Annotated in this window: 6 protein-coding genes; all 6 read left to right on the forward strand. The window is 69.2% G+C overall.

Annotated features, from left to right (window positions below):
- The first annotated feature begins 239 nt into the window (after positions 1-239).
- Positions 240-392 carry a hypothetical protein gene (locus tag GNX71_RS02965; RefSeq protein WP_206176948.1) on the forward strand — a complete coding sequence of 51 codons (153 nt, stop codon included), beginning with the start codon at positions 240-242 and terminating at the stop codon, positions 390-392.
- A 41-nt stretch (positions 393-433) separates the two neighbouring features.
- Entirely contained in the window at positions 434-2,629 is a 2,196-nt protein-coding gene (katE, locus tag GNX71_RS02970; RefSeq protein WP_241027144.1) for a catalase HPII, read from the forward strand.
- A 265-nt stretch (positions 2,630-2,894) separates the two neighbouring features.
- Positions 2,895-5,726, forward strand: a complete 2,832-nt coding sequence (locus GNX71_RS02975; protein ID WP_206176950.1) for an ExeM/NucH family extracellular endonuclease — start codon at positions 2,895-2,897, stop codon at positions 5,724-5,726.
- Positions 5,727-6,039: 313 nt separating this feature from the next.
- Positions 6,040-8,082, forward strand: coding sequence for a CHAT domain-containing protein (locus tag GNX71_RS02980; RefSeq protein WP_241027145.1), 2,043 nt, complete (start codon positions 6,040-6,042; stop codon positions 8,080-8,082).
- A gap of 3 nt (positions 8,083-8,085) precedes the next feature.
- Positions 8,086-9,870, forward strand: a complete 1,785-nt coding sequence (locus GNX71_RS02985) for a ShlB/FhaC/HecB family hemolysin secretion/activation protein (RefSeq protein WP_206176952.1) — start codon at positions 8,086-8,088, stop codon at positions 9,868-9,870.
- Positions 9,871-9,872: 2 nt separating this feature from the next.
- Positions 9,873-15,368, forward strand: coding sequence for a filamentous hemagglutinin N-terminal domain-containing protein (locus GNX71_RS02990; RefSeq protein WP_206176953.1), 5,496 nt, complete (start codon positions 9,873-9,875; stop codon positions 15,366-15,368).
- The last annotated feature ends 14 nt before the right edge of the window (positions 15,369-15,382 follow it).

Below are 15,382 nucleotides of genomic sequence, written 5' to 3' on the forward strand. Positions count from 1 at the left end.
TGAGACGCCGAGAACACGACAAGCACGATCAGTGCCGTCTTCGACCCATGCTATGCGACACGGGTGTCCGAAGCCGCGCGCCACATTCCGCAAACCCTCGTAGGCCGCCGCTGTAGTCGCGCTCCTACCGCCGGGGCGCACGCCCTCCCACATGCGAGGGCGGGGCGCCACTACGGGTAACAGACGGTGCAAAACATAACCTTCGGGGTCTGTTCAGAGAGTTTCCTTGGAGGGAAATCATGGAGTTCGCAACCCTGTTCGATTCGCTCACCGGTGCGTGGGGCGACGAGATCCTCGTCTGGGCCGTCGCCGCCGTCGCGGGCTGCATCTGCCTCGTCGCCGTGGTCAACGTGCTCGACATGTTCCTCGACAACCCCAACGAAATGGGCTGAGTGCCTTCACCCATCTCTCCATGAAAGATTCCAGGTCCCCGATGACGCCACAGAACAAAGCCGCCGCAGGTCGCCGCGCCAATGCCACCAAGACCACCAAGTCCGGTGACGGCCGAAACGCCAAGCAGCTGCAACTCGATGGCTTCACCACCGAGCATCCCGCGCACCTGACCACCAACCAGGGCCTGCAGATCCCGGACAACCACAACTCGCTGAAGGCGGGCGTGCGGGGACCCACGCTGCTCGAAGACTTCATCCTGCGCGAGAAGATCACGCACTTCGACCACGAGCGCATTCCCGAGCGCGCGGTGCATGCGCGCGGCTCGGCGGCGCATGGCTATTTCCAGGTCTACAAGTCGATGTCGCAGTTCACCTCGGCCGACTTCCTGCAGGACCCGGACGTGAAGACGCCCGTTTTCGTGCGCTTCTCGACCGTGGCCGGCGAACGCGGATCCGCCGATACGGTGCGCGACGTGCGCGGCTTCGCCGTCAAGTTCTACACCCGCGAAGGCAACTACGACCTCGTGGGCAACAACATCCCGGTGTTCTTCATCCAGGACGCGATGAAGTTTCCCGACCTCGTCCACGCCGTCAAGCCCGAGCCGCACCATGCGATGCCGCAGGCCGCGAGCGCGCACGACACCTTCTGGGACTTCGCCTCGCTGATGCCCGAGACCACCCACATGCTGATGTGGGCGATGAGCGACCGCGCCATTCCGCGCAGCTACCGGATGATGGAAGGCTTCGGCGTCCACACCTTCCGCTTCGTCAACAGCCGCGGCGAGAGCCACTTCGTGAAGTTCCACTGGAAGCCAAAGCTGGGCATCCACGGCCTGGTGTGGGACGAGGCACAGAAGATCGCCGGCAAGGACGCCGACTTCCACCGCCGCGACCTGTGGGAAGCCATCGAGAACGGCGACTTCCCCGAATGGGAGCTCGGCGTGCAGATCGTTCCGGCCGACAAGGAGCACTCGCTCGGCTTCGACTTGCTCGACCCGACCAAGCTGATTCCGGAAGAAATGGTGCCCGTGCAGAAGATCGGCAAGCTGGTGCTCGACCGCAACCCCGACAACTTCTTCGCCGAGACCGAGCAGGTGGCCTTCCATCCCGGCCATGTGGTGCCCGGCATCGACTTCAGCAACGACCCGCTGCTGCAGGGGCGCCTGTTCTCGTACACCGACACGCAGATCTCGCGCCTGGGCGGTGCGAACTTCCACGAACTGCCGATCAACAAGGGCGTGTGCCCGTTCCACAACTTCCAGCGCGACGGCATGCACCGCCAGACCATTGCGCGCGGCCAGGTGGCCTACGAGCCCAACACGCTGGGCAGCGGCACCGAGTTCCGCGTCGATGGCGGCAGCAACGGCTTCCAGTCGTTCCCCGAGGAGATCGATGCACCCAAGGTGCGTCGCCGCAGCCCCTCGTTCGACGACCACTTCACGCAGGCGCGCCTGTTCTTCAACAGCCAGAGCGCGGCCGAGAAGGAACACATCATTGCGGCCTTCCGCTTCGAGCTTTCCAAGCTCGAGGTGCCGGCGATCCGTCAGCGCATGGTCGACAACCTCGCGCATGTGGACGAGAAGCTCGCGCGCCGCGTGGCCGAGCCGCTGGGCATCGGCGAGCCCGATGCCAAGGCGGCGGCGGGTCGCTCGGGCTTTCGCGACCACCGCATCGCGTTGCCGATCGACGAGTCGCCCGCGCTCAGCATGGCCGACACCGGCGACGGCTCGATCCGCACCCGCAAGATCGCGATCCTGGTGGCGGACGGCGTCGATTCGGCGTCGCTCAAGCCGATCCGCGAAGCGCTCGAACAGGCGGGCGCCCAATGCAAGATCGTCGGTCCGCGCCTGGGCACCGTGGCCAGTGCGTCCAAGCGCCAGATCGATGTCGACATGACGTTCGCGAACACGCCCTCGGTGATGTTCGACGCGGTGCTGGTGCCGGCCGGCGCCGACAGCGCGGCCGCGATGGCGGCAACGGGCGATGCGGTGCACTTCGTGCTGGAGGCCTACAAGCACTGCAAGGCGATCTGCACGGTGGGCGAGGGCGTGCAGCTGCTCTCGACGCTGGGCATCGGCGCGGACAGCGAGGCGCCCTCGGGCGTCGTCGTGGCCGCCACGCCGGTCACTAACCTGGGCGACACCACGGCCGCCACGCAGATCGCGCAGAGCTTCATCGGGGCGATCGCGAAGCATCGCCACTGGGACCGCGCGAACATCGACGCGGTGCCGGCCTGACAGGCGGTTGAGGCCGATCCGCCGGGCGCTGTCGTGCCCGGCGAGCGTGAGCCGCGTCTCGCGCACCATTCCCACTGCGTTTGAACTTCGCGCCGTCGCGCGTTGACGGCGTTGCGCTGCGCCGTGCGCGGGCTGCCCACGGCAGGGCCGTGCTCGCGCAGTCACCCAAGTGCAATCGGGGTTACTCGGGGGTGACACACAAGGAACATAGAAACAGCCGCTGCACGCCCGCTCGCTGTTTCTTATTCCAATCAAAAAGTTCCACATGACGCATCCGGCATCGAGGCCCCTCCGGCAACTCAAATTCCTGGCGCTGACGCTGGCCCTCGTGCTGACCGCCTGCGGTGGCGGTGGCAACGGCGGCGCCTCCTTCCCGCTGATCCCGCCGCCTTCGGGCAACGCGCCGCCGGACACCACGCCTCCCACGACACCGCCGGAGACGCCACCGGAAACACCGCCGGAAAATCCACCGGTCACGCCGCCCACCTGTTCCGCCGCCGTTCCGGCCAACGCGCCGCTCACGGCCATCTCGGCCATCCAGGGCACGGGCGACCTGAGTCCCCTGGCGGCGCAGGCCGTGACCGTGCGCGGCGTGGTCGTCGGCGACTTCCAGAACACCGGCACCGCCAGCGTGAAGCTCAACGGCTTCTTCGTGCAGCAGCTCGTGCCCGACGCCGACCCGGCGACCTCCGAAGGCATCTTCGTCTACGCGCCGGGCGCCGCCACCCGCGTGGCCGTGGGCGACTACGTCCAGGTCTCGGGCGCGGTGACCGAGTTCGGCCAGACCGCGGGTGCCGGCGCCAAGCCCGACGCCATCACGCAGATCGCGGGCACCAGCGGCGACCCGCTGGCCATCAGCGTCTGCGGCAGCGGCGTCGTCATCGCCCCCACGAAGATCACGCTGCCGGTGGCCAATGAGTCCACGCTGGAGCGCTACGAGGGCATGCTGGTCGAGATCGTGCAGCCGCTGGCCGTGACGGAACTCTTCGAGCTCGGTCGCTATGGCCAGATGGTGCTGTCGCTGAACGGACGCCAGTTCAACACCACCAACGGCAACGCGGCGGCCACGCATGCAGAGAACCTGCTCTCGCGCATCGTGCTGGACGACGGCGCCTCGCCCCAGAACCCGAACCCCATTCCCTACCTGAGCGCGCCTGGCACCGACGGCACGCGGCGCATGGGCGACACGACGCAGAAGGTCACCGGCATCCTGAGCCACAACTTCGGCGCCTACCGCATCCAGCCGACGGTGGCACCGATGTTCGCGCAGACCAATGCGCGCCAACCCACCGCGCCGGTGGTGAGCGGCACGCTCAAGGTGGCGAGCTTCAATGTGCTGAACTACTTCACCACGTTCCTGAACGGAGAAACCGCTTCGGGCCAGACCGGCCAGGGCTGCTCGTTCGGCACCGGTCCCGCCGCCGCGGGCAACTGCCGCGGCGCCAACAACCTGAACGAGTTCCGGCGCCAGCAAGCCAAGATCGTGGCCGCCATCGCGGGGCTCGATGCCGACGTGGTCGGGCTGATGGAAATCCAGAACACCGACGTGGCGACCGACGACCTGCTGGCCGCGCTCAACGCCAAGGTCGGCGCGAACACCTATGCCGCCGTGCACAGCGGCGTGTTCGGCACCGATGCCATCAAGGTGGACATCCTCTACAAGCCCGCGAAGGTGCAGCGCGTGGGCAACGTCGTGCTGCCGACGGGCGCGGACCTCGCGAACTACACCGCCGCGAGCGGCCGGCCGCCGCTCGCGCAGCGATTCAGCACCGTGGGCAACAACGGTGGCTTCTGGTTCGTGGTGAACCACTTCAAGAGCAAGGGCAGCTGCCCCACCACGGGCGACATCGACCTGGGCCAGGGTTGCTTCAACCTGGCGCGCATCGAGCAGGCGAAGGCGCTCAACAGCTTCGTCGGCAAGCTCAAGCTCATGGGCACGCCCGAGAACGACGTGCTGATGATGGGCGACTTCAACAGCTACCTGCTCGAAGACCCGACCAAGGAACTGGAAGCCGCCGGCAACGAGAGCCTGCTCAAGCGCATGCCCGCCAACGACCGCTACACCTACGTCTTCGGCGGCGAGACCGGCGCGCTGGACCACTCCTATGCCTCGGCGTCGCTGAAGTCGCAGGTCAGCGGCGTGAGCGTGTGGCACATCAATTCCGACGAGCCCACGGCGCTGGACTACAACACCGACTTCACCACCGACGACCGCTACGCACCCACGCCCTTCCGCGCGTCGGACCACGACCCGGTGCTGGTCGGCCTCACGCTCGCGGCCGACGCCGCGGTGACGCAACCGATCGTCACCGCGTCGATCCCGGCGGCCGTGAAGGTCGGCGAGACCTACAGCGTGAACATCTCGGAAGCCACGCCCGGCGGCACGGCCACGCTGGCTTCGCTGTCGGTCGATTGGGGCGACGGCACCGCCGCCACGACGGCACCGGGCACCGGCGTGGTCACGCACACCTACGCGGCCGCGGGCACCTTCAGCGTCGTGGTCACGCTCACCAACTCGGCCGGCCAGACGGCGGTGCAGTCGGGCAGCGTGACCGTGAGCACGGTGGTGGTCGTCATACCGCCCGGCGCGCCGGACCTGTTCATCAGCGAATACGTGGAAGGCTCGGCGACCAACAAGGCGCTCGAAATCTACAACCCGACCGCATCGGCCGTGGACCTGAGCCTCTACACCCTGAACCTGTATTCCAACGGCGCCGCCGCGCCGAGCAGCTCCGCGCCGCTGACCGGCTCCCTGCCCGTCGGCGGCGTGCTGGTGCTCGCGAACAACGCCGCCACGGCGGCCTTCAAGCCGCCGGGCACGGTCATCAACAGCAGCGTCATCAACTTCAATGGCGACGATGCGCTGACGCTGGAAAAGTCGGGCGTGGTCATCGACCGTCTCGGCCAGGTCGGCACCGACCCCGGCACCGAATGGACCGGCGTCGGCGGCGTCAGCACGCTGAACCAGACGCTGCGCCGCAAGCCCTCCATCAAGGCCGGGGACCGCAACCCGGGCCTTGCCTTCGATCCGTCGGTGGAATGGGACAGCTTCCCCATCGACACGTCCGCGGGCCTGGGTTCGCACACGGTGAACTGAGCGCGCGGCGCACCAGCGAAACCGGCCCAAGGGCCGGTTTCGTTTTCATGACTTAGTCCTTTTGCGCTAGACCGTATTGCGAATAGCCGCGGAGGGTACCCCCTCCTAGACTTTCCCCACGAGGCCTGAACGGCGCGCACTTCCGCGGCGTCGAGCATCTGCTGCAACACCAGCAGCAGGTGCACCGGCCGCGTGCGGGGGTCCAATGGCGTGGTTTTCAAGAAGATGGGGATGGGAGCGCCCTGCACGTTGCCGTGCGGGTTTCGCAAGCGCACTCGGCCTGGCGGGCATTCTTCTGCTGGGCCATGGCCCTTTGGCATCGGCACAGCCGCAGGCGCCCAACGCCGAGGCTGCGGCCAGCAAGGCGGAGCAGGCCCGTCTGGCCGACACCGACACCTTGCTGGCACTGACCAGCGAAGGCGCCGTGCTCTACGGCCAGGACGCGGTCAAGCTCTCGGGCTACCAGTACTGCAGCCAGGCTGTCGCGTTGGCGGAGGCGGGCGAATTCCGCCAGAGCATCCGCGCCGCGAGCAAGGCGCTGCACCTGGCCAACGCCACGCGCGACCCGAACCTCATGGCCATGGCCAACCGTGACCTGGCCATCGTCTACAGCTACTCGGGCCAGCTCGAGAAGGCCGAGGAGTTTGCACGCGAAGCGCTCAAGCATCCGGCGCGCGATCCCAAGCTGGTGGTCGGTCCCGTGCAGAAGGTGATCGGCGACGTGCGCACGCGCCGCGGCGATTTCTCGGGCGCCGTCATCAGCTACGACGAGGCGCTCGCCAACAGCTCGCCGCGCTATGCGCCGCTGGTGCAGGCCTCGCTGGTCAACGCGCTCATCGAATCGGGTGACGCCGCAAGGGCGCGCGAGGTGCTCGGCACCATGGCCCCGCCCAAGGACGCACCGCTCACCGCGCAGCTCGACCGCACCCGCGCCCGTCTCCTGCTGGCCGAGAACAAGCCGGCCGAGGCGCGCGACATGTACCGCGCGCTCACCGCGCGCCAGGTCGGCGCCGACACCGAGTACTACCGGCTCTGGGCCTGGGACGGCGTGGCGCGCAGCGAGATGGCGCTGGGCCAGAAGCAGGCCGCGGCCGAGGCCGTGGGCCAGGCGCTCGGCGGCGTGGACAAGGTGCGCGCCAAATTCCGCAGCGAAGAATTCAAGATGGGCCTGTTCTCGGACCTGCAATCGGTGTTCGAGCGCGGCGTGTCGGTCTACAGCGATGCGGGCGACGCGCGCGCTGCCTTCGAGGTCAGCGAGCACAGCCGCTCGCGCGCGCTGCTCGATGCGGTGCGCGGCCGCGCGAAGGTCAGCGAGCAGGCCACCAGCACCGTCGACCTCGCCACGCTGCAGCGCACGCTGGCCGCCGACGAGCGCGTGGTGCAGTTCCACTCGCTGCCCGACCGGCTGGTGGTGTGGGTGGTGAGCCCGAGCGCGATCCAGGAGAAGACGGTGGCCGTGAAGCGCGACGAGCTCAACGAGCTGGTCGAGACCTTCCGCAACTCCATCGTGCGCGGGCGCCGCACCGCCATCACCAACGCCGACAAGCTCGGTGCCGCGCTGCTCGGGCCGCTCGGCCTTGCGCCGGGGCAGCGCCTGATCATCGTGCCGCACGGCCCGCTGCACTACCTGCCGTTCCAGGCGCTGCGGCTCGATGGCCGCTACGTGATCGAGACGCACCCGGTGTCGGTCGCGCCGTCGATGAGCATCGCGGTGCAGCTGGCACAGCGCACGCCGCGCGTGAACGCCTCGCTGGTGGCTTTCGGCAATCCGCGCATCGAGGACAAGTACGACCTGCCCGGCGCCGAGACCGAGGTCAAGCAGCTCGCGCAACTGTTCCCGCGCAACACCGTGTACATGGGCGCGGCCGCCACCAAGACGCAGTTCCGCGAGGTGGCCGCACGCTCGCCGCTGATGCACGTGGCCGCGCACGCCGAGGCGGATGCGGTCGATCCGCTGTACTCGCGCATCCTGCTGGCCAACGAAGGCGGCAAGCAGAACTTCCTCGAAGCGCACGAGATCCTCGGCATGCCGATGGACGGCACCGCGCTGGTCACGCTCTCGGCCTGCGAATCGGGGCTCGGGCGCATCGCACAGGGCGACGAGGTGCTGGGCTTCACGCGCTCGTTCCTCTCGGCCGGCAGCTCCAGCCTGATCGCCTCGCTGTGGCCGGTGTCGGACGACGCGACCGCGGTGCTCATGAGCACGCTCTACGGCGAACTCTCCAAGGGCCGCGACCTGCAGAAGGCCATGCAGGCCGGACAACTCGCCGTGCTGAAGGACCCCAAGATGTCTCATCCCTTCTTCTGGGCGCCGTTCAATCTGATCGGCAACTGGCGCTTGACGGTAGGGAGCTGAGCCATGCGCAATGCCATGAACAGCACCCGCTCCCTTGCCCTCGCTCCGCGCAGCGCGCTGCGTCCCATCGCCTGGGCCGCTGGTGCCCTGGTGTCGGCCGTCCTCTTCATGGCTGCGGATCGCGCGCATGCCGAGGAACAAGCGCAGGTTGAACCGCAAGCCGCATCCGTCAACGATGCTGGCGACACCGAACTGCTCCCCACCAAGGACCCGTGCGGCACCTGCGACCGGCCGCTCGCGCAGGCGACAGGCACCGTCGCGCCGCAGAGCCTGCCGGCACCGCCGCGCCCCGCCGGCACGACGTTCAAGCTCAACGACCTGCGCCTGAACGGCGTCAAGGCGCTCACCAACGAAGAGCTGCAGTCGATCACCGCGCCCTACATCGGCCGCGACGTCACGCTGGGCGATCTCGAAGGGCTCGCGCAGGCGATCACCGCGCGCTACAAGGAGCGCGGCTACTTCCTCGCGCAGGCCATCGTGCCGGTGCAGACGGTGCGCGACGGCATCGTCGAGATCAGCGTGATCGAAGGGCGCCTGGGCAAGGTCGACGTGGTCGTCGCGCCCGATGCGCCGCTCAGCGAGGCGCGCGTGCGCGGCTTCCTTGCGCCGCTGCAACCGGGCGAAGCGGTCAGCGCGCAGAGCTATGAGCGCGCGATGCTGCTGCTGTCCGACCAGCCCGGCGTCAAGGTGTCGTCGGGGCTGCAGGAAGGCACGGCGCCCGGCACCACCGACCTTTCGGTCGAGGTGGCCGCCGCGCCGCGCTGGGCCTTCACGGCCGAGGCCGACAACCACGGCACCAAGGAATCGGGGCGCTATCGCGTCGGCGGCACCGCGCGCTGGTTGAGCCCCTTCGGCATCGGCGACAACCTCGATATGCGCCTGATGGTGTCCGACAGCAACGACCTGCAGTTCGGCCGCATCGCATACGAGGCGCCCATCGGCACCAGCGGGTTGCGTGCGGGCGTGGGCCTGGCGCGCGTGAACTACGAGCTCGGCGGGCAGTTCGCGGACTACGAGGCGCGCGGCCGGGCCAACGTGCTCGACTTCTCGCTCAACTATCCGCTGATCCGCCAGCGCCAGCAGAACCTGTTCCTGCGCTTGGGCGCCGACATCAAGGACCTGACCGACGAGGTCGGCATCGCCAACAGCAATTCGCGCAAGCGCATCCATGGCCTCAGCATGGGCTGGACCTGGGAGCGCCGCGACGAGGTGTTCGGCGGCGGCTACTGGGCGAGCTCGGGCACGCTGTACCACGGCAACCTCTCGATCCGCGATCCGGAGAGCCGCTTGGCCGACCAGAGCCTCGGCGGCCACAACACCGAAGGCGGCTTCACCAAGCTGAGCTTCCAGCTTTCGCGGCTGCAGGCCATCGTGCCGCGCCATTCGCTGTACCTCTCGGTCGGCGGCCAGTGGGCCAGCAAGAACCTCGACGGCTCCGAAAAGCTCGCGCTCGGCGGCGCGCGCGCGGTGCGTGCGTACCCGTCGGGCGAGCTGCTGGTGGACCAGGGCGTGATCGGCACCGTCGAGTGGCGCTGGTCGTTCAACGAAGAGCTCACGCCCTTCCTGTTCTACGACGCCGCACGCGGAAAGATGGTGCGCAACCCCACGGTCTTCGACGGCCCCAACAGCCACAGCCTGCGCGGCTACGGCGTGGGCGTGAGCTGGTCGCGGCCGGGCAATTTCTCGATCAACGCCACGCTCGCCTGGCGCGCCGGCACGCCGCCGGCGCAGACCGACGGCGGTGGGCGCAATCCGCGCCTCTACGTGCAGCTCATCAAGGCGTTCTGACCATGAAGCAACGCAATCCTTCTCGCCAACGGCCCCGCCACCATCGCGGCCTGCAACTGCGGCCCCTGGCGATCTCGCTGTTGTGCGCGGGTCTTTCGCCGGCCATCGCGCAGGTGCTGCCCACGGGCTTTCTCCCGATCGCCGGCGGCGTCTCGATGACGCAAAGCGGCGCCGTGATGAGCATCAACCAGCCGCTCGCGCGAGGCATCGCGAACTGGCAGACCTTCTCGATCGGTGTGGGCGGCGTGGTCAACATCGTGCAGCCGAGCGCCAGCAGCGTGCTGCTCAATCGCGTCACCGGCAACGAGCTCTCGACCATCGCGGGCCAGCTCAATGCCAATGGGCGCGTGATCCTGGTCAATCCCAACGGCGTGATGTTCAGCCAGGGCGCGACGGTGAACGTGGGTGGCCTCATCGCCTCCACGCTGGCGTTGACGACCTCCAACCAGAGCTTCATGGATGGCGCCACCAAGCTCACCTTCGAGCGCGCCGATCTCAACTCGGCCGAGGTGCGCAACCTCGGCAGCATCACCGCCACCGGCGGCGGACCCGTGGTGCTCATGGGCGCGGCGGTGGGCAGCGGCAGCACCGGCACCATCACGGCCGACAACGGCACCGTTGCGCTGGCCTCGGGCCGCAGGATCACGCTGGACCTCGTGGGCGACGGGCTCACCAACCTCGTGATCGCGCCCGACGCCATGGCCACCCATGCAGCCGTCAGCAACAGCGGCACGATCCAGGCCGACGGCGGGCGCGTGGCGCTCGTCGGCAGTTCCGTCACCGCGGGTGAGCTCGTAGTCAACCAGACCGGCACGGTGCGCGCGCGCAGCATCGGCACGCGCAACGGCGAGATCTTCCTCGGCGGCGGGCGGGACAACCAGATCGCGATGACCGGCGGCACGCTCGACGCCACCGGCGCCGCGACCGGCGAGCGCGGCGGCAACATCCGCATCGCGGCGGGGCAGGTGCAGCTGCAGGCCACCGACAAAGGCCAGCAGGCGGTGATCGATGCCAGCGGGCAGGCCGGCGGCGGCACGGTCACGGTGCGCGGCTACGACGTGGCGCTGTCTTCGGGCTCGGCGCTGCGCGCCAACGCCACCGGCCAGGGCGCGGGCGGCACCGTCGACGTGGGCACGGCAACGGGCCAGGTCCTGGTGGACGGCCTCGCCGCGCCGGAACGCGAATCGCACGTCCAGGTGTTCGGCGAACTGAGCGCGCGCGGCGCGGGCAGCGGAGCGGGCGGGGCGATCTCGACCTCGGGCGATTTCCTGCGCATCAACCCGGCGAAGGTGGATGCGGGCGGCGGTGCCCAGGGCGGCGCCAACGGCCGCTGGACGGTCGCAGCCACATCCGATCTCAATGTCGTTTCGGCCGGCGACATTCCGGCCTACGACAGTGCCTACCCGCCGTTGTCGATCACCAACGTGAGCGCCGAAGGCATCGGCGGCGCGCTCGGCCGCGGCACCGATGTGACGCTCTCCAGCAGCAACATCGGCGACAACGCGGGCGTGCGCTTCGCCGCGGATGCCAAGGTCATCAAGTCCGAAGGCGGCGCCGCCACGCTCAGGGTCGATTCGGCCGGCAGCATCGTGATGGCCACGGGCTCGGCCATCGATGCACGCACCGGTGCGCTTCAGGTCGACTTCAACGCCGACTCGACCGGCCGCGTCGCGCAGAACGCGGCACAGATCAATTCCGGCTCAGGACCGGTCACCGAACTCGACTACGCAGGCTCGATCCGCCTGAGCGGCGCCACCATCAACGCCAACGGCGGCTCGGTGCGCTTCTTCGGCCAGAGCGACGCGGTCAACGGCCGCGCCATCGGCGGCTCCGCCTCGCACACCGACGAGCCCGCCGATTCGTGGCGCGACGGCGTCTACCTGAACGCGAGCTCCGTCACCACGAGCGGCAGCGGCCAGGTCTCGATGCGCGGCCAGGGCCGCAGCTGGGTCTCCGACCCGTCGGGCACCGGCGGCTTCTATGTGGGAAGCGGCGGCGTGGTCGTGACGACCGACAGCGCCGTGCAGGCCGGCACCGGCGGTGTCTCGTTCGACGGCGTGGCGGGTTTCGGGGCAAGCGGCGTGGCGGTGCGCAACGGCGCCAAGGTCGCCGCCACCGGCGACGTGGCGCTCGTCGGGCGCGGTGCCGCATGGAACGACACCATGCCCGCTGCCGGCGTGGGGTCGAGTTCCGCGGTGCTCATCGACGAAGCCTCCATCGCTAGCGATCGCAACGTGCGCATCGACGGCACCGGCGCCGACCTCGACGGGTTTCGCACCAGCAAGGTGTTTGCCGCACAGAACGACTTTGCCGGCAGCAGCCAGGGTGTCTCGATCTACGGCAGCGTCACGGCGGGCGCGGGACAGCGCATCGACGTGAACGGACGCGCCGGCAATCAGAGCTTCACCTCGACGCTCGACGACGGCGGCAACATCGTGGTGACCCCGTTCGGCCAGACCTACGGCGTCGTCGTGCGGGCCAACGAAGCACAGCCGAATCCGCTGCGCACCTCCGGCGGCACCATCGCCATCGACGGCCAGGGCACCGACGTGTCGCTGCGCATGGAGACCTTCGGCTCGGGCTCCTTCGGGCTCGCCGCGGCGCCGGAGCCGGGCGCACTCGCGGCCCCGCCCCAGCCCGCGCTGCTGTCGGTCATGAGCGAAACTGGCAAGGGCGGCAACATCTCGGTGCGGGGCCGCAACATCGTCATCGACGGCGCGGAACAGTTCGACGACGCACCGCTGATCGGACGCCTGGATGCAAGCGGTGCCACCGGCGGCGGCAGCATCGACATCGCCGCGACCGGCGTGATCGCCGTGGGTGCCAACGCCAGCCTGGAAGCCAACGCCACGGGCAGCGGCAACGGCGGCAGCGTGAAGGTTGTTGCAGGCGACACCCTGCGCGCCTACGGCAGCCTCTCGGCGCGCGGCGGCGCGGAGGGCGGCAACGGCGGCTTCATCGAAACCTCGGCGCCGCACTTCGACCTGACCGGCATTCGCGCCGACGCCTCGGCGCCGGTGGGCGGCGTGGGCTCATGGCTGATCGATCCGTTCGACGTCGATATCGTGAGCGGCACCGCCACGGGCTCCCTGACCGGCAATCCGTTCGATCCGATCGCCACCTCGACCATCCAGGACGGCGACATCAATGCCGCGCTCAACGCGGGCACCAGCGTGACGATAGGGACCGGCAGCACAGGCACTCCTTTCCTCGGCGACATCCACATGTCGAACGCGAAGGGGGCGGTCAACATCAACTACAGCACCAACAAGGGTGCGGTGACCTTCCAGCTCGATGCCAACCGCAGCGTGCGCGGCGACGCGGGCACGGTGATCCAGTCCACCGGGGGCGGCGTGCTCAACGTGGTGTTCAACGCCGACGTCAACAACGGCGGCACGGCCACCGGAGGCGGACAGGTCAGCTACAGCGGCGACATCTACACCAACGGCGGCAACGTCGTGATGAACGGCAGCTGGGCCAACCCCAGCAACCAGGGCGTCAGCGTGCACTTGGACGGCAACGAGATCGACACCCGCGTGGGCCGCAGCGACGCGGGGACGGGCGGCTCGGTCACGATCGTCGGCAAGAGCATCGGGCCGGCCGGCATCGGCGACGCCGCCGTCGGCATCGATGGCGTGCACATCTCCACCTCGACCGGCAACGTGAACATCACCGGCACGGCGGAGGCCGCATCGGGCGTGCGCCTGGGATCGCGCTTCGTCGTGACCGGCACCGCGAACCGGCAGACCGAGATATCGACCACCACTGGCAACATCACCGTGCTGGGCGTGGGCAACAGCGTCACCAGCGCGGGCACGTCGCCGGGCCACGGCGTGATCATCGACCAGTCGGCGCTGCGCTCGATCGACGGCGACATCACGGTGCGCGGGCTGCGCCAGGCCGGCGGCAACCTCGTCGGGGACGGCGTGCGACTGACCACGGGCGCGCAGGTCGTGACCACCGGCACCGGCGACATCGAGCTGAGCGGCCAGTCCGTGGGCAATGGCGCCGGCGTGCGGGTCGGCCCGCAGGCGCCGCTGGCCGGCGCGTTCCCGCCCGTCCTTGCGGACGTCATCGTGTCCGCCGGCGGCAACACGGTGCTGCGCGCCGGTAACGACGGCAGCACCGATGCACTGGTGATCGACGGCAAGGTCAGCGCCGCCAACGTGATCAACCTGCGGCCGGGCGGTGTCGATGCCGCGGGCAACGGCGTGGACCAGACGGCCACGCCGATCACCCTCGGCGGCACGGCCGCCACCGGCTTCGCGGTCTCCGCCGCCGAGTTCGGGCGTCTCACGGCCGCCACCATCGTGGCGGGGAGCAACGCACATGCCGCGAACATCGATGTCGTGGGGCCGCTGGTCCTGCCCTCCGCACTGACCCTGCAGAACGGTGGCGGCGGCAACATCCAGCTGGGCGGCGCTGTCACGGCGACGCGGCTCGGGCTGCTCAGCGCCGGCAACATCACGCAGGTCGCGGGTGCCCCGATCACCGCCGGCACGCTGATGGCGCGCTCCACCGGCGGCAGCGTGCTGCTCGACACGGCGCCGAACAACGTCAGCGCGGCCACGGTGGGCGGCGGCGCGGCCGGTGCCTTCCGCTATGTCGATGTCGACACGGTGCAACTGGGGTCGGTGTCCGTCACGGGCTTCGATGCCGCGAGCAATGCGCCGCAGGTCCAGTCGGCCACCTCGATGGCGGCCGACACCGTGTTCGTGCGCACGCTGTCCGGCGACCTGCTGCTGGGCACCAACGTCAGCAGCACGGGCGGCACCGATCTCGTGGCGGCCTCGCGCTTCCAGAACCTGGGCGCCTACACGATCACCGGCGCGCCGTGGCGCGTGTGGGCCGACACCTGGGTCGGCGAGACGCGCGGCGGCCTGTTCGGCTCGGGCCCGCTGCCCAACCTGTACCACTGCGCGTACCTGGGGTTGTGCACCGTCACGGTGTCGCCGGCCGACAACCACTTCATCTACGCGCAGCAACCCGTGGCCACGGTGGTGATCGGCAATGCGACCCGCCCCGAGGGGCAGGCCAATCCGCCCTTCACGTACAGCGTCAACGGCCTGATCCTGGGCGACACGGCTTCGAGCTTCAGCGGTGTGCCCGGCACGTCGGCGACGCCGGGCAGCCCACCGGGCGTCTATGCGATCAATGGCAGCTTCGCCTCCGCCGCGGGCTATGCCGTGAACGTGCGGCCCGGCGATCTGACGGTCACGACGGCACCACCGCCACCGCCACCACCACCGCCGCCCCCGGTCGTGCTCCGGCTGCCGGACTTCCCCTTGCCCGACCTGGTGCGCGAAGTGCCTTCCACCTGGCTCTACGACCGCAACATCGGTCCGCCGCCGATCTGCTTTGCGACCGGCGCGCTCGAAGGCGACCGCGCGTCGCAGGGCGGCGATGTGCTGGCGCGCGAATGGTCGCGCGTGCGGTCGCGGCCCAATCTCTCGAGCTGCGTGGACACCGAGAAGCGCAACGGCTGCGCCGATTTCTGACGGCGGCGTTCAGA

The sequence above is a fragment of the Variovorax sp. RKNM96 genome (assembly GCF_017161115.1).
Classification (GTDB): Bacteria; Pseudomonadota; Gammaproteobacteria; order Burkholderiales; family Burkholderiaceae_C; genus Variovorax.

Bases quoted from the DNA above. Each gene is read 5' to 3' on its own strand.
- katE (WP_241027144.1), top strand. From the start codon at position 434: ATGACGCCACAGAACAAAGCCGCCGCAGGTCGCCGCGCCAATGCCACC.
- GNX71_RS02975 (WP_206176950.1), top strand. From the start codon at position 2,895: ATGACGCATCCGGCATCGAGGCCCCTCCGGCAACTCAAATTCCTGGCG.
- GNX71_RS02990 (WP_206176953.1), top strand. From the start codon at position 9,873: ATGAAGCAACGCAATCCTTCTCGCCAACGGCCCCGCCACCATCGCGGC.
- GNX71_RS02985 (WP_206176952.1), top strand. From the start codon at position 8,086: ATGCGCAATGCCATGAACAGCACCCGCTCCCTTGCCCTCGCTCCGCGC.
- GNX71_RS02965 (WP_206176948.1), top strand. From the start codon at position 240: ATGGAGTTCGCAACCCTGTTCGATTCGCTCACCGGTGCGTGGGGCGAC.